This is a genomic window from Polaribacter dokdonensis (assembly GCF_024362345.1).
GTDB lineage: Bacteria > Bacteroidota > Bacteroidia > Flavobacteriales > Flavobacteriaceae > Polaribacter > Polaribacter dokdonensis.
This window is the reverse complement of sequence record NZ_CP101505.1, coordinates 3,048,766-3,067,731: the sequence shown is the minus strand read 5'-3', so window position 1 is coordinate 3,067,731 and position 18,966 is coordinate 3,048,766. Positions and strand designations below refer to the sequence as shown.

Sequence of the window (18,966 nt, the reverse complement as noted above, 5' to 3'; positions counted from 1 at the left end):
AATATTTATTAGTAAATAACAAAAACCCAAAACTAATTCAGTTTTGGGTTTTTTATTTATCTTTAAACATGTCTAAGAAAACATTTAATTTAATTCCTTTATTTCTTTTAGGAATTTATTACTTCATCAAACCACATATTAGCTTTAACTACGAAATTATCTATCTTATATTTACGTTATTGATAAGCGTTTATATTATCAGCAAAAAGAAGCGTTTAAAAAAATCAAGTGTTTTAATGTTTACACTTGGAATTGTTGCAACACTAAGTGTCTTCTTAATTTACTTTTAATGTTTAAATATTGATTTCTTACTTTTAAATCGACCATAAAATAAGATATATCCATAGCACAAAATAGCTAAGATAAAAGCAGTTTTAAATCCGAAATTATCTATTAGACTACCAAAAGCAAAAGGAATTATTGCTCCACCAACAATTGCCATACATAATAAGCCAGATGCTTGGGCTTTTAAATCGCCTAAACCTTCTAAACTTAATGTAAATATGGTAGGAAACATAATAGAATTAAATAGACCTACACCTAAAATAGACCACATAGATAGTAAACCAGATGTATTAATAGATACTACAATCATTGTAATTGCCAACGTTGCAAAAATTGCAAGCACTTTACCTGGAGCCAATGTTTTAGTTAAATAAGCACCTATAAATCTGCCAATCATTGCTCCTCCCCAATAAAAAATGACAAAAATTCCTAATAAAGATTTTGAATCTGCCTCTGAGAAAGATTTATTAAAAACACTAGCAATAGTATTAGCAATACTCATCATGGTTTCATTTTGAGAAACCAAAACTGCTAGATTCATAGCGTCGAAATAATTTACTAAAAAACTTCCTATAGCTACTTCTGCACCTACATAAACAAAAATACCAAAAGCCCCCATTAACATTAATTTGTTTTTTAATAAAGTAAGATATCCACCTTTTGGTGCTTCTTGCATTACTGTTGGTAGCTTTATAAATGCAAAAACAATAGCCAAAGCAATTATAAATATTGATATAATTAAAAAAGGAGTTTGTACAGTAGCAGCTTCTGCCATGTAATAATCTGACTTTTCAATATCGGTTAAATCATTAATTTCTGTGGATGTTTTTACAGAACTACTCAATAAAAATAATGCTCCAATAATAGGTGCAATTGTAGTTCCTAAAGAATTAAAAGCTTGCGAAAGATTTAATCTACTACTAGCTCCTTCTTCATTACCAAGTAAAGCCACATAAGGATTTGCTGCTACTTGTAAAACTGTTATACCACCAGCCAATGTAAAATAACCTACTAAAAAAACCGAAAAGTTTCTAAGTTCTGCTGCAGGATAAAACAACAAACAACCCAAAGCCATTGTTAGTAAGCCTAGAACAATACCTTTTTTGTAACCAATTTTAGATAGAATAAAACCTGCAGGTAAAGAAAAAACAAAAAACGCTGTAAAAAACGCAAATTGAATTAATACTGTTTTTGCGTATGAGATTTCAAAAACATCCTTTAATCTTGGAACTAAACTATCTACAAGAACTGTAATAAAACCCCAGAGAAAAAACAAAGTGGTTAAAAAAATAAATGCACTTTTGAATGATTTATTGCTACTTGACATGTATTTCTATTATGATTTATTAAAGTAATCTGACTTTATATTTTGGTTCTTTTTATCCTTATACACATTGTAACTAAACCATTCATGTATTGAATAAGCACCAGTTTCACCTTGCTTGTTCACTGCAATATAACCCACTTGGAAATCTTTGTAGTTTTTACCTAGCTTATTTACAATTCTACCAATAGCCTCTTCACAAGCTGCTTGAGGAGTTTTTCCTTGTCTCATTAATTCAACAATTAAAAAGCTACCTACTGTTTTTAGAACTTCTTCTCCTAAACCAGTAGCAGCTGCTCCACCAATTTCATTATCTACAAATAAACCCCCACCAATTATTGGCGAATCGCCTACTCTACCAGCCATTTTATAAGCCAAACCACTTGTGGTACAAGCTCCAGAAATATTACCTTCTTTATCTAAAGCAAGCATACCAATAGTATCGTGATTTTCTATATTAATAATAGGTTTGTATTCCGATTTTTCTTTCCATTTTTCCCAAGCCTTTTTCGATTGTTCTGTGAGTAAATTTTCTCTTTCAAAACCTTGTGTTACAGCAAATAGCTCTGCTCCATCTCCTACCAACATTACATGAGGTGTTTCTTCCATAACTTTTCTAGCTACAGAAATTACATGTTTAATATTTTTTACTCCTAAAACAGATCCATAATTGCCTTTGTCATCCATAATGCAAGCATCTAGTGTTACATTACCATCTCTATCAGGCAAACCACCTAGACCTACTGTTTGATTTTTTTCATTAGCTTCTTCAATTCTACAACCTTGCTCTACAGCATCTAAAGCAGAACCTCCTTTTTCTAAAACTGCTGCTGCAGTTTCTACAGCTAAATCTGTTCTCCAAGTTGCAATTACTAAAGGTTTTACAATCTTAGATGTTTTACTATTTTGTACAAGTTTAGTTTTATCAAAATTTAAAATTGATGATGAAACAGTAGCCAAACCTAAACCTGTAGCCGATGCTTTTTTTATAAAGTTTCTTCTTTTCATTTTTAATTAATTTGAATTTCATCTACAAACAACCAACTTTTTCCATCATGTTTTGCCCCTAAATGCCAACTTGGAAGTTTTCCTAATTTTTTTGCGATAATTTTTACATATCTAAAATTTGAGTTCTTTGGATATTTAAATGTATAGCCTTGAATGCTTCTATTCTCTTTCTCAATAATATCAACATTAAAATCACCTAAAGATGTGTAATTTTTACCATCTTTTGAAACTAAACAAGAAACTTTGGTTGGTAGAAAAATCCAGCTTCTTTGATCTTCTAAAAACTGAACTTTAATTCGGTCTTCATTTGTTTTTACATTTCCAATATCAACAATAGCCACTAAATCAGTATCAAAATAACCTTGCCAAGTTCCTGTTCTGAAGTCTTCTGCTCCTAAAATTCCATCAATTAAAGCATTATTGCCACCTGCATTATATTGGTTTGCATATTCTGACTTTAATTCAATTTTAATATTTGGGTTAATCTTATAAAAATCGGTAGTAATTGTAGCACTTTTAACATCATTTTTCTCAGCATATACGTAAATTGTAATTGTCTTATCAATCGTAAATGGTTGCTGATACTTTTTAAATCCACCTTTAAAACCTACTCTATAAAAAATAGATGCTTCTCTATCTACATTCGCCAATGTAACTTCGGTTTTCCCTTTAAAAGCAACATCTCCTTCTGCAATAAATGGAGCAGCTACAATGAGGTGTTCATCTATGGATGTTGATGGTATAAATTCATTTTCTATTGCCCAATTTGAAGGTGAATTGGTCATTGTTAAAACCAATTCTCCTCCAATAATAATATCTTGATGATTAATGTAAGAATATGGATATTCTTTTCCATTTAGAGTAGCAGACGCAATGTAAATATTATCATCAGACTTGTTTTTTGTTTTTACAGTAAATGATTTTCCATTTTCTAAATTGATAGTGGCTTTATCAAATAAAGGAGTTCCAATAATATATTGATTGGAGCCTGGAGCTACAGGATAAAAACCTAGAGAACTAAAAATATACCAAGCACTCATTTGTCCACAATCTTCATTTCCAGAAATTCCATCTGGAGTATTGGTATACAATTCTGTTAAAATTTGATTTACTTTTTCTTGAGTTTTAGCAGGTTTATTTACAAAGTTATACAAATAAGCCATATGATGACTTGGTTCATTACCATGTGCATATTGACCAATTAAACCTGTAATATCTGCTTGATGACTTCCAGATGTATTTTTACTTGCTGAAAACAACTTGTCTAAATTATTTTCTAATTGAATTTTACCACCCATTAACTTTGTAAACCCAGAAATATCTTGTGGAACATAAAAACTATATTGCCAAGCATTGGCTTCTGTATAGTTAAAGTTGACTTCATAAGGATCAAAAGGTGAAAACCATGTATTTCTAAAGCGACCTCTCATAAACTGAGATTCTGGATCGTAACTGTTTTTAAAATACTGAGCTCTTTCTAAAAAGGTTTTATAATCTTCTTTTTTTCCTAATTCTTTAGCCATTTGTGCAATTGACCAATCATCATAAGCATATTCTAAGGTTTTTGAAACAGATTCAGATTCGTTTTCTACAGGAATAAAACCATAATCTTTATAAAACTGCAGCCCTAACTTATCTTGATTTGCAGAATGCTTCATAGCTGTATAAGCTTTATCTACGTCATAATCTCGAATTCCTTTTAAATACGCATCTGCAATTACAGGCACTGCATGATAACCAATCATACAGCCAGTATAATTTGCAGCTAAATCCCAAATTGGCATGATGCCTCCTTCATCATACTTGGCTATAAAAGTATTGATAAAATCGTTGGTTTTTTCTTGTTCTATAATAGTATATAAAGGGTGTGCAGCTCTATACGTATCCCATAAAGAAAATACTGTATAATAATCAAAATCTTTGGTTTTATGGATTTCTAAATCCATTCCTCTATACCTTCCATCCACATCTTGATACAAGTTTGGAGCCAAAGCTACATGATACATAGAAGTATAAAAGTTTGTTTTATAGTCTACATTCTTATCTTCTATTACAATTTTCTTTAACTGTTTTTCCCATATATTTTGAGCTTCAGTCTTAATATCATCAAAAGTTTTAGCACCTATTTCTTGTTTTAGATTTTGGTTGGCACCTTCAATATCAACAGCTGAGATTCCTATTTTAATATAAATAGGTTCATTTTTTGGGTTGATGAATTGCATTGCCATTTTTTGTGCTCCTTTCATTCCTTCTTTGGGTGGCGATTGTAAAACATCAGTAAAAGCATGTGAAGTTTCAATGGCAAAAAACAAACGTTGATCTGTTGCCCAAGCACTTGAAAATCGATATCCTGTAATTTTAGTATCAGAAACTCTATTAATTTTCGCATTTAACACCTTATCTCTATGTAATAAATCTAAAATTAAATACTGATTATCTTTAGATGGAAAATTGTATTTATGAATTCCACTTCGTTTAGAAGTTGTGAGTTCTACATCAATATTGGTATCCTCTAAATGAACTTTGTAGAAACCTGGTTCTGCAATTTCTTTATCATGAGAAAATTTAGATTTATACCCTTCTTTGCCATCTGCACCATTGTTAAAGACTTGCTTATTGGTAGGCATTAACAAAACATCTCCATAATCAGAAACTCCAGTTCCACTTAAATGTGTATGTGAAAACCCGTAAATCTCATTGTCTGAATAATGATAACCTGAACAGCCATCCCAACCCTCTAACCTTGTGTCAGGAGATAATTGGATCATTCCAAAAGGCAAAGTTGCACCTGGATATGTATGTCCATGACCACCTGTACCAATAAACGGATTTACGTAAGAAATTAAATTTTCATCAGCAGATTCAATAGAATCTGAATTATTATTTTGACAAGAAAGAAGAAAAATTAGGCTAAAATAAAATACTGATTGTAGTTTCATTCTAAAAAGAGATTTATAAGATTCTCACAAGATAATGAAAATGAATTTTAAAAGTCAAACGCTTTTATGAAACTTAAAGAGCAGAAATAATAAGTTTAGTCTAGAGCTTACTGTAAAATAATTTTAAAAGACTTGCCTTTGGAATTTGAAAGAATGTAAACCCCTGCAGAAAGCTTTACCAAGCTAATCTCAGTCTGGTTATTGATTGAATTAAAATTTTGAGTAATATTTATGATTCTTCCACTCATATCTATTACATAAAATTCATCATTAACTTTAGTATTAGTAACAACTAATTCTTGTAATTTATTTGTGGGATTAGGAAAAACGCGACTTAATGCATCCCTAGCATTTTCTTCTAATGAAAGCACAGAACTATCGAAATAAGGCAAGGCAAAATTGAACGCTTGAATTCCTACTTTCTCACCAATTATTCTACCAGGAATATCATCTGCTGGAGGATGAATACCTCCCCAAATACGTGATAAACTGCATTGGTCTGAAGCATCTCTATAAGTTGCCCATTGTAATTTTACATCTACAGATGGGCCTTGTTCAAAAACTAAAAATTCATTCTTTTTTGCTGTAAATTCAGCCAAACCTCCAGGAAAAAAATCATCTCCTGTGAATAAAGATAGGACTTCTGCTGCAGCTCTCGAAAATGTTGAGTGCCCAGAGACAAAACCTGCAAAAGGAGGAGTTACAAAACTAGGCCTTTGATAAGGCCACCAATTTTCGGCTAAAATCCAACCAACACCAGCTACATCTGTATTTGTATCAGTAATTTCATTATGACCTCTCCAGGTATAGAGCTTAATTTTATTGACATTTTCAGGATTACGAATGGCAATAGGGTCTTCTTCCAATACTAGCTCTACATATCCTGGTTCTAGTAAAATTCCTTGAGGATGATAATTAGGTAAGTTTTCATTAGAACTTTGCCCTAAATCTGCTAAGTATCTAATTGCAGAAATTGGCCTGATATAATCATAATATCCTTTTAAACTCCAAGCTGCAATTGCAGCATCATGCATTGCACCTCCTAAGACAAAATAAGATTTTACATCCCATTCTAAATGAGAAAGCTCATCACCTTTTCCTTCTAATTTTTTAATTATTAAATTATGATCGTTCACTTCATTTAGTATTGTAAACCAATGACCAGGAGGAGTTTCTGAATCTGGACCATCTGCCCAAAATTCAGCTAAAACTCTTGTATAGTCTCCTCTAGGAACAGTATGAGATGCATAACTTGTATTCGTAATTGGGTTTAATGAATGACCTTCGCTAATATCACCACCTGTAAAACGATTATAAAAATTATCGTAATTGGAATACGATTCTGGCAAATCATTTGAAGATAAATTACCAATTGATTTAGGAGAAATATCCCACATTACATTATCATTAGGATCTAAATGACTACTCCAAATTGCAACTTGAGTAAATCCGTTTTTATAGAAGTTTGATGATTCTGTATTTGCTTCATCTAGATAAGGAGGAGCTACAAAATCATGATAAACAGAATAGTTATTACCCTCTTTAACTTCATCTATTTTATCTTTTTCTTTCAGTGAAAAAGGAGTTACTGAACCCCATTCAGGGCTTAAAAAATCAATAACATCACCTTCAATCAAGTTTCCACTTTGATCGATGTACGTATCTAAACTAAGAGATTGCCATCTATTAGGATCTGTTATTTCTGGGTTTCCAGGATTTTCTGGAGCTAAAGCTTTATTTAAAGGTTTGTAAAACTGATTTTCAAAATCTGATAATTCATTAGACCCATCTTGATTTCCATAACTAATAATTATTGCTGCAACATAATTTCCTAATGCTGCAGCATTTCCTTCTTGATAGTTTATGCTAGTAAAATTTATATCATAGTTTAGTTGATTCATTAAATCATCTAACTTTTCTTGTGTTGTATTTTTACTAGGAGAATTTCTAAATCGATAACTTAATAATCGATAAGCAGCATAACTAATTGCTTTTTTTCTAGAAGTTTCTATATCTTCAAGTGGTGTAAAATTTTCTAAGTTACTGGTAAAATTATGGACTATTTTGCCTATTAAATAAGGAGTAGCAGTTTCGCTGTAAACAGCCCAAGCATCAAATAAAGCAATACTTGTATGAAACAAATTACGAGCATGAATAGTTGGTCTTGCAAAATCGCCTCTAATCGCTTCTAGCAAAGCTTCATTCCAAATACGTGCAATTGATTTGTTTGCTGCAATATTCTCTAAACTAATACTTATATCAAGAGTAACTAGCTCACTTTTACAAGTCTCAGTGCCTATAACTACACTAATTTTTCCTTCGCTTTTAAATTCCCATTCAACTATTATTTCTGATGTACCTTGACCATCTATGAGTTTTCCTCCTTCTATTTGCCAAGTAATATTTGAGTTTTCTGGAGCATTAAATGTATAATTTTCAGTACTAAAGTATGCTGGATTTGAGTTTCCATTGATAACATTAGACACTTCTAAATAACTACAAGAGCCATCATCTATGGTAGCTTGTGGATTATAATTACACGAATTTGGGTCTGTACAACCAGATATTTTATTGGCTGGCTGAACATTTAATTGGGTGTAAGAATTATTTTCTACTGCTTTTGCAAATGTATTTAGCTCTAAATTAGTGTAAGTATCCACATGACCTGAAGGCCAATTAATTTGTAGTTCTTCAATAATTGTTGAATTATCTAATCCAAAATGAACAGGTTTTAAACTCTGCCCTAAAAATCCTACTCCATTATAATATCTTACATAAGTATCTTTATCTGTAATTAAAGTAATTCTTGTACCAATTGCATCTCTATTAGATAAAGTACCCTCTAAACTTAATTGAAACCATTTAGAGATATTAAAATTAGATGCATCTCTTTTGGTGTTTTCGTAGAAATATGAATTTCGATCTGAATTGGTTACAAAGAGATCTAAATCGCCATCAAAATCATAATCGAAATCAAGAACCTCTACACTAACAGTTAAATCTTCTATACCTGTTATTTGAGAAGTAGTAAATGTAGCATCATTATTATTGATTTGATTTTCAAAAAAGACATTGTTATATTCTACTTCACTTGAATTTTTAAAACCATTAACAACGATTAAATCTTCATCACCATCTAAATCAAAATCGCCAAATTTAGTTCCCCATGAAAAATTGGTATTATTTATTAAAAGCGCTTCTGCAACATTGGTATAGGTATTATTCTCACTACCTTTTAATAGAGAATTATTGGCGATAGTAGATATATAAAAATCGAAATAACCATCTTTATTATAATCGCCAATAGCAATACCCATATCATTAAAATTAGCTTCTAAACCATAATCTGCAGCAGCTTCTGTGAAACTTTCACCATTATTATTGATAAATAATTGATTCTGCTTACGTAAATCGTTGGTGAGGTAAAGATCCATCCAACCATCATTATTAAAGTCAAAAGGAAAAGGAGTATAACCAGGTAAATCTATTTGAGTAATTATATTTGTAGAAGAAGTAACATCACTAAAAGTTCCATTTCCATTATTATGATATAGGGTATTTGAATTACAGCCTTTCCAATCTACGATATACAAATCTAAAAAGCTATCATTATCATAATCAAACCAAACAGCCCCTGTATTTTCACAATCATTTAATTTTGTGATACCTGAAGCTTCTGTAATCTCTTTAAACTTTCCATTCCCTAAATTTTCGAATAATTGAACTTTAGATAAATAAGTAAAAAATATATCTGGATCTCCATCATTGTCATAATCACCCCAAAAAGCACCAAATTTGTACCCTTTTAGTCCTAAGAAATTATCATAAGTTGCATCTAGATCTTCAGTAGGCAATAAGTTTTCCAAACCAGAACCAACAGTAACATCTGTAAATGAGCCATTACCATTATTTCTATACAGTTTACTTTTAGTAGCTTCAATTCCTGATTCATCTTTCCATACAGAAACTACAAACACATCTAGATCATAATCACCATCAAAATCAGCCACAGAAACTCCATTATTTTCTTTTAAATTTTGAAAGCCAATAGTACTATCTACTCTTTTAAAAAGCTTTTGAGCACTTACATTATCAACAAACACAAAAAATACAATTACTAAAAAATAAAAGCTATTTTTCTGAAATTGCATGTTTAGTTATAATTTAAATTAAGTGTTAGTTATTGTTATTAAATTGTGTTTTTAAGAAACCTAAACCATACCCTAAAAATTGGGTTAATGAAGTAAATATAGCTAAAAAACCAACTATTATTCCGTTTTTGAAAATAGCATCTAACAAGAGTGCTATAAAGTATAAATAATAGAAACTAATCAGATATACATTACCAAATAAAGCTAGAACTATACCTAAAGCTAAACCCAAAATAAATAAACTTGGAAACCAATAAGTGATTTTTGCAGTTGATGGAAATTTCTTGTTTAGTATTGGCCTTGCAGTTCCAAAACCAAACGTTTGCTTGTAAAACTGTGGTATAGAACTTCTTCTTTTATGATAAACAAAAGCTTTGTCTATTAATTGTGTTTTAAAACCATTATCCCACAATCTAAAAGTAAGCTCTATATCTTCTCCATTTTTCATTTTAGAGAAACCTTGTGTTTTTTCAAAGGCAATTTTAGAGATTCCTAGATTAAAACTTCTTGGTTGAAACTTACCTACAGCCTGTTTTTTACCACGAATTCCACCTGTGGTTAATACAGAAGTCATAGAATAGTTAATAGCCTTTTGTAAATATGTAAAACTTTTATGAGCAGCATCTGGCCCACCAAAAGCATCTGTATAGTTTTCTTCTAAAGCCTTTTTAACTTCTGATAAGTAATTTTTATGTAAAATTACGTCTGAATCTAAAATGATAAAGTAATTACCTAATGCTTTTTGCATACCATAATTTCTACTAGCTCCTGCTCCTGAATTTTCTTTAAAATGATAGGATACATTGCTCAGTTGAGAATTATAACTTTCTACTATAGCTTTACATGTTTCAGACGAGCCATCTTCTATAACTAGAACTTCAAATTCGGCATCAAAATTTTGAGTTACTAAACTAGCCAGCAATTCATCTATTTCTTTTGGACGATTGTATACTGGAATAATGATAGAAAATTTGATATTCTGCAATGAAAACTGATTTTACTATTGTAGTTGTTGTAAAAATACAAAAAATGCAAACCTAAATTAGATTTGCATTTTAATATTTTACTATAGTTGGCAAACAAGTTTAGCCCTGATTGAACGACTTGTTTGAGCTCTTCTGAGAGCCGAAAAAAGCGAGTAGTGAAAGAAGGAAATTGCTTCAAATACTTTTATTCTTCGCCCACAAATTTATCCATAACTGGATCACTTACACCCATATTAGAGAAACCTCCATCATGAAATAAGTTCTGTAAAGTTACTTTCTTAGTTAAATCTGAGAACATTGTAATGGTATAGTCTGCACATTCTAAAGCTGTTGCATTACCTAATGGACTCATTTTTTCTGCATATTCTATAAAACCATCAAAACCTTTAACTCCACTACCTGCAGTAGTTGGTGTTGGCGATTGAGAAATTGTGTTTACACGAACTTTGTGATCTCTACCAAAGAAGTAACCAAAACTACGTGCAATACTTTCTAAATAGGCTTTATTATCAGCCATATCATTATAGTCTGGAAATACTCTCTGTGCAGCCATATATGTTAAAGCAACAATAGAACCCCACTCACTCATGGCATTTTTGTTATATAACACATTCATAACTTTATGAAAAGATACTGCAGAAATGTCCCATCCTTTTGTGGTAAAATCATATTTTGGATCTGTATAGTGCTTTCCTTTACGAACGTTTACAGACATACCAATTGAATGTAAAACAAAGTCTATTTTACCTCCTAGAATTTCCATAGATTTTTCTACAAGATTGTTTAAATCATCCATAGAAGTTGCATCTGCTCCAATAACCTGAGAATTTGTTTTTTCTGCTAAAGCATTTAACTCACCCATTCTTAAAGCAATTGGTGCATTTGTTAAAACGAAAGTTGCACCTTCTTCATGTGCTCTTTCTGCTACTTTCCAAGCAATTGATTGCTCATTTAAAGCTCCAAAAATTATTCCTCTTTTTCCTTTTAATAAATTGTACATAATACTAGATATTCGTTTACTGGTTATTTTTTAGTTGATGCAGCAAAGATACTTAATTTAATAACTCTTTTGCATGCGTTAAAGCTGAATCTGAAATGTCTTTACCACTTAACATTTCTGCTATTTCTACCACTCTTTCTTCTGTAGAAAGTTGTTTTAAGTTGGTTGTAGTTACACCCTTAATTTCCTTCTTAAATACTTTGTAATGGTTATTACCTTTTGCTGCAATTTGTGGTAAATGAGTAATTGCAATTACTTGCATATTTTTACTCATTTGTTGCATTATAGCAGCTATTTTATTAGAAACCTCTCCTGAAACACCTGTATCTATTTCATCGAAAATAATAGTTGGTAATTGTGTATTTGCAGATAACACTTTTTTTACTGAAAGCATTATTCTAGATAACTCTCCACCTGAAGCCACTTTTTTTAATTCACCGAAATTTCCTCCTTTATTTGCTGAAAATAAAAACGAAAGTTCATCTTTACCATTGGTAAAATAAGAAGTTGTAGGTTTTACTTTTATAGAAAAACGAGCGTTTTCCATTCCTAAATCTGCTAAAAGTGTTTCTAATTCTTTGGTTAAATTAGGTATTGCTTTTGTTCTATTTTTTGTGATGATTAAAGCAATTGCATCTAATTTTTTTGATACAATTTCAATCTCCTTCTTTTTATTATTGATAGTTTCCTCTGCATTTTCTACTTGAGAAACTTTGTCTGCCAATTCTTCTAGAATAGTTAGTAGCTCTTGGTTAGAATTTACATAATGCTTTTTCTGTAAATTATAGATTAATTGAAGCCTGTCATTTAATTCCTCAATTTCATTAGGATTGAAATCTACATTATCATTTGCATTTTCTAATTCTGCAACAATATCATCGAACTCAATTTTTACTGAAGTGATTCTTTCTGATAGACTCTGATATTCTTTAGAAAAAGAAGATATTTTAGACAATCTATTCTCTAATGTAGAGAGTAAATTCTGTAGCCCAATTTCTTCATTTTCTGATATTTCTAAAGCTTCTGAAAGATTAAGCTTTATATCTTCTATGTTATTAAGTTTTTCTAGCTTTTCTTCTAACTCTTCTTGCTCATCTACCTTTACATTTGCTTCATCTAACTCATTAAACAAATGTAAATTATAATCGTGTTTTTGATTGGCCTCTTTTTGAGCTTGTTCTAATTCTTGAAATTCCTTTTTTAACTGATTTAGTTTTTTGAAATGTACAACGTACTTCTCTAATTCGCTTTGATTTTTTGCAAGTGCATCTAAAATTGTAAACTGAAAACTATTATCTGACAATTGCATGGTTTGATGCTGTGAATGCACATCTATTAATTTTACTCTCAACTCGTTTAAAACACTAAGTTTAACAGGTGTATCATTTACGAAAGCTCTAGATTTACCTGAAGGTAAAATTTCTCTTCTAATAATTGTTTCTGCTTCGTAATCTAAATCTACTTCGTTAAAAAAAGCTTTTAAGTTATAATTTTCTATAGCAACCTTGGCTTCTACCACACATTTTCTTGAGGTATCTTTTAGAGATGATAAATCTGCTCTATTCCCTAAAACCAAGCCTAATGCACCCAATAAAATGGATTTACCTGCACCAGTTTCTCCAGTAATTATAGATAAACCAGAAGAAAAATCAATGGCTAATTGATTGATTAAAGCATAGTTATTAATAGAAAGTTGTGTAAGCAAGTGTACTAATTTTTATAGGTTAAAATTAGTGAAATAAAATTAGAAAATTAAAAGAAAAAATTACTCAATATTTCTCCACTTTGCATTATTATTTGGAGAAATTCTTTTTAAGGTTCTACTAACATTAGAACTATTTTTAGTTCTTGGTCCATCTGAATAAATATTTACAATCTCATTGGCTTTGGCATCAAAAAAGATTCTAATCAAATAGTTACCTACTGTTTTATTAAAAAGTTGCTCCATAGAAAGCACACTGGCTTCTATAGTCTGTTTTGCAAACTCTTTGTTCGATACAAAATTGTCCATTCCTTTTATATGATAATCGTAAAGTACCTCTCTATACTTTTTAAGTTTAGGAGCTAATATATTATCTATCAACAAATAGCGATTTTGTTTACCAACCACATTTTGCCAAGAAGCTAACCCACTTTGCTGTGCTTGTAACATCACATTCTGTGCTTCTTTTAATTCGAAATCTCCACCAAATTTTGAGAAGGTATCTGCATCTACTCCTAAAATGGTATATACATAAAAAACAATGGTAGAAATTAAATTACTATCAAAAGCGTTTCTATTATAGTTTAAAGGATCAAACTCATTGTAACGAAATGTAAAATCGTTATCCTTAATATTTAGTATAGGTGTTAAATAACTTGAGCCATAAATTGGTCTTGAAGATTGCACTTGTAAAGTTGCATTAAAAGTATTATCGTTTCTAGAGGTAATAATTATGTTCATTGCACAATCTACTCTTTCCTCTGCCTGAACAACTCTGTCTGTCCATTTTGTTTTATTGATAAATTCTGATAATGCATTTTCTAAGGTTACAAATACTTGCCTATTAGAACCAGCAATTTGCTCGTAATTTATTTTTACCGAACAATTTAATTCTTGCGAATTAATTTCATTGGCAAACAATAACAAAATAAAAAGCACTAATAGATTACGCATGTAGCTTAATTATAATTTCGTTGATGATATCTTTAGCAACCTCATTTTTAGATTTTAAATTAAATGGTTTCTCATTAAAATCTTTATCAATAATAGTAATTTTATTTGTATTCGTTGCAAAACCTGCACCTTTATCTCTGAGTGAGTTTAAAACAATAGCGTCTAAATTTTTACGCTTTATTTTATTTTTTGCATTTTCTAATTCATTATTCGTCTCTAAAGCAAAACCTACTAAGAATTGTTGCTTTTTGATAGCTCCAAGAGATGCTAAAATATCTTTTGTTGGTGCTAACTCAATAGTTAACGAAGCATCTTTCTTTTTTATTTTCTGATCTACAACATTTTTTGGCTTATAATCTGCAACTGCTGCAGATAATATTGCTATATCTACATCTTTAAAATAATTATGTGCTTCTGCATACATTTCTTCTGCAGAAACTACATTAATTCTATGTATTAATGAATGTTTAATCTGTTGATGACTTGGTCCAGAAATTAAATATACTTCTGCACCTAGATTTGCAGCAGTTTTAGCAATTGCAAAACCCATTTTACCTGAAGAATGATTACCTATAAAACGCACAGGATCTATTGCCTCGTAAGTTGGCCCAGCAGTAATTAATACCTTTTTACCTTTTAAAGGTAATTTAGAAAATACATCTTTCTCTATAAATGAAACAATATCTTCTGGCTCAGCCATTCTACCTTCGCCAACTAAGCCACTAGCTAGTTCTCCAGAAGTAGCAGGAATCATAATGTTTTTAAAGGATTGAAGTTTAGATAAACTTTCTATGGTTGATGGATGTTTATACATATCCAAATCCATTGCAGGTGCAAAATAAACTGGACATTTTGCAGATAAGTAAGTTGCTAATAATAAATTATCGCAAATACCATTTGCCATTTTAGCCAATGTATTTGCAGTGGCTGGAGCAATTAAAAAATAATCTGCCCAAAGACCTAAATCTACATGGTTGTTCCAAACCTCGTTTTCATCTTCTTTATCATAAAAAGTAGAGTTAACAGGGTTTTTAGAAAGTGTGGAAAGTGTAAGAGGTGTTATAAAATCTTTAGACGCAGGTGTCATAATAACTTTAACATCTGCGTCTAATTTTATAAGTAAGCGAACTAAACTGGCTGTTTTATAAGCAGCAATTCCTGCAGTAATACCTAAAAGAATTTTTTTACCACTTAAAACAGACATGGTTTATTCTGCTTCTGGAGTTCTGTAATATACTTTGTCATTTAACCATTCTTCTACAGCAATTGCAGTTGGCTTTGGTAAACGCTCGTAAAATTTAGAAACTTCTATTTGCTCTTTGTTCTCAAAAACTTCTTCTAAACTATCATTATAAGTAGCAAACTCATCTAATTTATCTACTAATTCTTTCTTTAAATCAGAATTAATTTGATTTGCTCTTTTAGCAATAATAGAAATTGCTTCGTAGATATTTTCAGTAGGTGCTTCAATCTCATTCTTGTTATAAGTAATAGTACTTATAGCTGCTTTTGTATCTTTATAATCCATAATATTAATTATTATTTAAAACCTTACCTTTTTCTATTTCTTTTACTTTTGCCATAAGTGCAGCTACTCTTACTTCTTCTTTTTGTAATGTAGCTAACATTTCATTAGCGTCTTCTAAAAACTGAGATTCTGGGTAATTTCTTACTAATTTATCATATGCTTCAATAGCATCCTTAATTCTTTCTGGTCTTCTTCTTTCTGTACTTTTAAGCACAAAATCATGAGCTGCTTTTAATCTGTAATATAAAGCTTCTTCTTTAAATTCAGAACCTAAATAATCTGATAAAAGATTATCAAAAGCTTGTATTGCAGCTTTGTAGTTTCTCATATCATAATCTGCAGTTGTGTAATACACTTTTGCAATATCGAAATATTTTTTCTGTAATTTATATCTTAATTCTTTATAGTTCTCATTAGCTTCTTCTACTTTATCTGAATCTGGATAGTTGTTAATAAACATCTGAAAAGCTTCTAATGCTTTTCTAGTATCTGTAGGATCTTTACTCGAAACTGGTGATGCTAACTTGTAACTATATGCAGATAAAAAAGCTGCTTCTTCATTCTTAGAACTACTTGGATAGTTTTTTGTAAAACGATCAAAATAATACCCAGCAGTTGTATAATTTTTTACATTAAAATTAGCCTGTGCAACCATAAACTGAATACGCTCCATTTGTGGTTTACCTCTGTAAGCTGGTGTAATTTTTTCGAACAAACGCAATGCCTTGCTAAATTTTTTTGTTTCGTACATTTTTACGGCCATCTTGTATTTTTCTTCTACACTACCTTTATTTAACACTTTTTGGTATTCACCACAAGAGTTTAATAAAAGACTTAAAGCCAATAAATACGCTAAATTTTTAATTTTTTGCATCCTGCAAAATTATGAATTAATTATGGATAATAAAAGCATTTATTTTTATCAAAATAAAACTTCGACTTTGTTAAATTCTGGTATTACAGTTTACCTTAATTTCAAGCAAAGTTTAAACCACGAATTTACCATGCAATAATGCATTAAAAAGCCTTAAAATTTTAATAAGAAGATACTAAAAGTTTGTTAAGAATTAGAAAGAAGCTACATATTTAGCTATCTTTTCTGTTAACTGATTACTAGCTTTTACTAATGGTAAACGCACTTCATTACCACAAATACTTAACTCTTTTAAAACAGTTTTAATTCCTGCAGGATTGTTTTCTTCAAAAATATAGTCGATAATATCCATCAACTTAAAATGAATTTGATAAGCTTCTTTGTTTTTACCTTCTAAACCTAATTGAATCATTTTAGAAAATTCAGCTGGAAAAGCCTGACCAATTACAGAAATTACTCCTGAACCACCTGCTAAGGCTACACCTAAAGCTAAATCATCGTCTCCAGAAATAACTAAGAAATCTTTTGGTTTATCTTTTAATAAGCTATTGTATTGTTGCTGTATATTACCAGCTTCTTTTACACCTACAATATTGGTAAAATCATTGGCTAACCTAATTGTTGTTGCTGGCTCCATATTTTTGGCAGTTCTACCAGGAACATTGTATAAAATTATTGGCAACTCTGTTGCTTCTGCTAAAGCTTTGTAATGTTGATAAAACCCTTCTTGCGTTGGTTTACTATAGTAAGGTGCTACAGATAAAATACCATCTATACCTGTAAAATCTCTAGTTTTAAATTCTTTAACAACTTCAGCTGTATTGTTACCACCAACACCTAATACTAAAGGGACTCTTTTATTGTTCTCTTTAATAATTACATCTATAATCTGCTGTTTTTCTTCTTTAGTAATAGTAGCACTTTCACCTGTTGTACCATTAATTACCAAATAATTTGTACCATTTTCTATATTAAAGTTTACTAACTTTTTAAGTGCCTCAACATCTACAGATAAATCTTCTTTAAAGGGTGTAATTAAAGCTACACCTGTACCAACAAATTTTTGCATTAGTTTTATTTTTTTAACGTGGTAAAATTACAATATTTAGAAATATGAAATTGTATAATTCCATTAGAATATAAAGAATACACAACTTTAAGATTGAAGTTTAATTTTTTACTTTTTTCAGAATTATCAAGTACTTTTTTAATTCTTCTAAAAATTGATTTGTGTTTTTTGGATATCCTGCAATTTCAATATCATATAAGTCTTGATTAACCTTAGAAATACCAGCTTTAAATTTGGCATTAGATCGTAAAACTGCATTTTCTACATACAAGTTTTTCTTATTAAAAAAACCTATTAATAAATCGAAAGGCTGCTCTATAAACACCTTAAAATTAGGTTGTGAAACCTGGCCTTTCCAATTAAAATCTTTTTCTGTAAAGTGTTTAAAAGAGGTTTCTTGCTTTCTGCTATAAGGTCTATAGCTGTAAATCTTGGTGTTATGTACTTTAAAATGATCTTCCACAGCTTGTTTAACATCTATCCAATTAGAGATTTCTTCTGTAGAAATAATACCTACAGTTTTAATTTCATCTGTAGCTACTACCCTATTCTGCTCTTTTTCTAAAAGTAGTTTTTGAAAGTTTCTTTTGATAAACTTCTTTTTCAATCGGTTATAATTAGTAGTTAAACGAACGTAAAAGTACTACTTTTTTCTTTTGAAAAACTCAATATTGTAAGGGTTTTTAGACCTTCTCGTCTAAAAGAAAAATCAACCTATAATGAAAAAATACCTCCTTATCACTTTAAAGCTGATAGCAGTAGTTATTATGCTACAAACGTTACTTTTTAAGTTTTCTGCTGCAGATCAAAGTGTGGAACTGTTTAGTAAATTAGTAGGAGAACATGAAGCCTACTTAAGAATAGGAACAGGAATTATAGAACTTATAGCCTCGATTTTATTGTTTAGACCTAAAACAATTTGGCTTGGAGCATTTTTAACTTTAGGAGTTATGACAGGTGCAATTCTTGGGCACATTACAATAATTGGTATTAACCATAATAATGATCATGGGTTGCTATTTGGTGCAGCTGTTTATATTTTTCTAATTGCTGGATATTTATTGTTTAAAGAAAAAGATCAAATTCCATTTTTAGGGAACAAAAGGAATAAAAAAAATCTCTAAAAATGAATTTAGAGATTTATTT

General features: G+C 30.3%; 14 protein-coding genes. 1 reads left to right on the top strand and 13 read right to left on the bottom strand.

What is annotated here, in order from left to right:
• Positions 1-286: 286 nt before the first annotated feature.
• The 13 genes from LPB302_RS13845 to LPB302_RS13785 all read right to left on the bottom strand — a co-directional run bounded on the left by LPB302_RS13845 (position 287) and on the right by LPB302_RS13785 (position 18,427).
• Positions 287-1,612: a sugar MFS transporter gene (locus LPB302_RS13845; RefSeq protein ID WP_053973001.1), complete on the bottom strand. Its 1,326-nt coding sequence runs from the start codon at positions 1,610-1,612 to the stop codon at positions 287-289.
• A 9-nt stretch (positions 1,613-1,621) separates the two neighbouring features.
• On the bottom strand, positions 1,622-2,617 hold the full coding sequence (locus tag LPB302_RS13840) for an isoaspartyl peptidase/L-asparaginase family protein (RefSeq protein ID WP_053973002.1): 996 nt from the start codon (positions 2,615-2,617) through the stop codon (positions 1,622-1,624).
• 2 nt (positions 2,618-2,619) lie between these two features.
• A complete protein-coding gene (locus LPB302_RS13835) occupies positions 2,620-5,556 on the bottom strand; it encodes a GH92 family glycosyl hydrolase (RefSeq protein WP_053973003.1) in 2,937 nt (978 codons plus the stop codon).
• A gap of 107 nt (positions 5,557-5,663) precedes the next feature.
• The gene (locus LPB302_RS13830; RefSeq protein ID WP_053973004.1) at positions 5,664-9,707 is read right to left on the bottom strand and encodes an FG-GAP-like repeat-containing protein; all 4,044 of its coding nucleotides are present in this window, start codon (positions 9,705-9,707) and stop codon (positions 5,664-5,666) included.
• Between the two features lie 25 nt (positions 9,708-9,732).
• Positions 9,733-10,692, bottom strand: coding sequence for a glycosyltransferase family 2 protein (locus LPB302_RS13825; protein ID WP_053973005.1), 960 nt, complete (start codon positions 10,690-10,692; stop codon positions 9,733-9,735).
• 185 nt (positions 10,693-10,877) lie between these two features.
• Entirely contained in the window at positions 10,878-11,693 is an 816-nt protein-coding gene (locus LPB302_RS13820; protein ID WP_015482375.1) for an enoyl-ACP reductase FabI, read from the bottom strand.
• A gap of 52 nt (positions 11,694-11,745) precedes the next feature.
• Positions 11,746-13,398 carry a DNA repair protein RecN gene (recN, locus tag LPB302_RS13815; protein WP_053973006.1) on the bottom strand — a complete coding sequence of 551 codons (1,653 nt, stop codon included), beginning with the start codon at positions 13,396-13,398 and terminating at the stop codon, positions 11,746-11,748.
• Positions 13,399-13,458: 60 nt separating this feature from the next.
• Positions 13,459-14,349, bottom strand: a complete 891-nt coding sequence (gene porD, locus LPB302_RS13810; protein ID WP_053973007.1) for a type IX secretion system protein PorD — start codon at positions 14,347-14,349, stop codon at positions 13,459-13,461.
• Complete coding sequence (gene coaBC / locus LPB302_RS13805; protein ID WP_053973008.1) at positions 14,342-15,553, bottom strand: bifunctional phosphopantothenoylcysteine decarboxylase/phosphopantothenate--cysteine ligase CoaBC; 1,212 nt, start codon at positions 15,551-15,553, stop codon at positions 14,342-14,344. The genes porD and coaBC overlap by 8 nt, the downstream gene beginning before the upstream one ends.
• A gap of 3 nt (positions 15,554-15,556) precedes the next feature.
• A complete protein-coding gene (locus LPB302_RS13800) occupies positions 15,557-15,877 on the bottom strand; it encodes a DNA-directed RNA polymerase subunit omega (RefSeq protein ID WP_015482371.1) in 321 nt (106 codons plus the stop codon).
• A 4-nt stretch (positions 15,878-15,881) separates the two neighbouring features.
• Positions 15,882-16,751 (bottom strand): outer membrane protein assembly factor BamD, encoded by an 870-nt coding sequence (locus LPB302_RS13795; protein WP_053973009.1) that lies wholly within the window; start codon positions 16,749-16,751, stop codon positions 15,882-15,884.
• A gap of 193 nt (positions 16,752-16,944) precedes the next feature.
• Positions 16,945-17,820, bottom strand: coding sequence for a 4-hydroxy-tetrahydrodipicolinate synthase (gene dapA / locus LPB302_RS13790; protein ID WP_053973010.1), 876 nt, complete (start codon positions 17,818-17,820; stop codon positions 16,945-16,947).
• A 100-nt stretch (positions 17,821-17,920) separates the two neighbouring features.
• Complete coding sequence (locus LPB302_RS13785) at positions 17,921-18,427, bottom strand: DUF6913 domain-containing protein (RefSeq protein WP_074613537.1); 507 nt, start codon at positions 18,425-18,427, stop codon at positions 17,921-17,923.
• Between the two features lie 112 nt (positions 18,428-18,539).
• Here LPB302_RS13785 and LPB302_RS13780 point away from each other — a divergent pair, with 112 nt between their 5' ends.
• Positions 18,540-18,944 (top strand): hypothetical protein, encoded by a 405-nt coding sequence (locus LPB302_RS13780; protein ID WP_053973011.1) that lies wholly within the window; start codon positions 18,540-18,542, stop codon positions 18,942-18,944.
• Positions 18,945-18,966: the final 22 nt, after the last annotated feature.

What these genes read in the sequence shown, in the direction of transcription:
- LPB302_RS13845 (WP_053973001.1), bottom strand. Translation starts at nt 1,612, where the DNA reads ATGTCAAGTAGCAATAAATCATTCAAAAGTGCATTTATTTTTTTAACC.
- LPB302_RS13840 (WP_053973002.1), bottom strand. Translation starts at nt 2,617, where the DNA reads ATGAAAAGAAGAAACTTTATAAAAAAAGCATCGGCTACAGGTTTAGGT.
- LPB302_RS13835 (WP_053973003.1), bottom strand. Translation starts at nt 5,556, where the DNA reads ATGAAACTACAATCAGTATTTTATTTTAGCCTAATTTTTCTTCTTTCT.
- LPB302_RS13830 (WP_053973004.1), bottom strand. Translation starts at nt 9,707, where the DNA reads ATGCAATTTCAGAAAAATAGCTTTTATTTTTTAGTAATTGTATTTTTT.
- LPB302_RS13820 (WP_015482375.1), bottom strand. Translation starts at nt 11,693, where the DNA reads ATGTACAATTTATTAAAAGGAAAAAGAGGAATAATTTTTGGAGCTTTA.
- porD (WP_053973007.1), bottom strand. Translation starts at nt 14,349, where the DNA reads ATGCGTAATCTATTAGTGCTTTTTATTTTGTTATTGTTTGCCAATGAA.
- coaBC (WP_053973008.1), bottom strand. Translation starts at nt 15,553, where the DNA reads ATGTCTGTTTTAAGTGGTAAAAAAATTCTTTTAGGTATTACTGCAGGA.
- LPB302_RS13800 (WP_015482371.1), bottom strand. Translation starts at nt 15,877, where the DNA reads ATGGATTATAAAGATACAAAAGCAGCTATAAGTACTATTACTTATAAC.
- LPB302_RS13795 (WP_053973009.1), bottom strand. Translation starts at nt 16,751, where the DNA reads ATGCAAAAAATTAAAAATTTAGCGTATTTATTGGCTTTAAGTCTTTTA.
- dapA (WP_053973010.1), bottom strand. Translation starts at nt 17,820, where the DNA reads ATGCAAAAATTTGTTGGTACAGGTGTAGCTTTAATTACACCCTTTAAA.
- LPB302_RS13780 (WP_053973011.1), top strand. Translation starts at nt 18,540, where the DNA reads ATGAAAAAATACCTCCTTATCACTTTAAAGCTGATAGCAGTAGTTATT.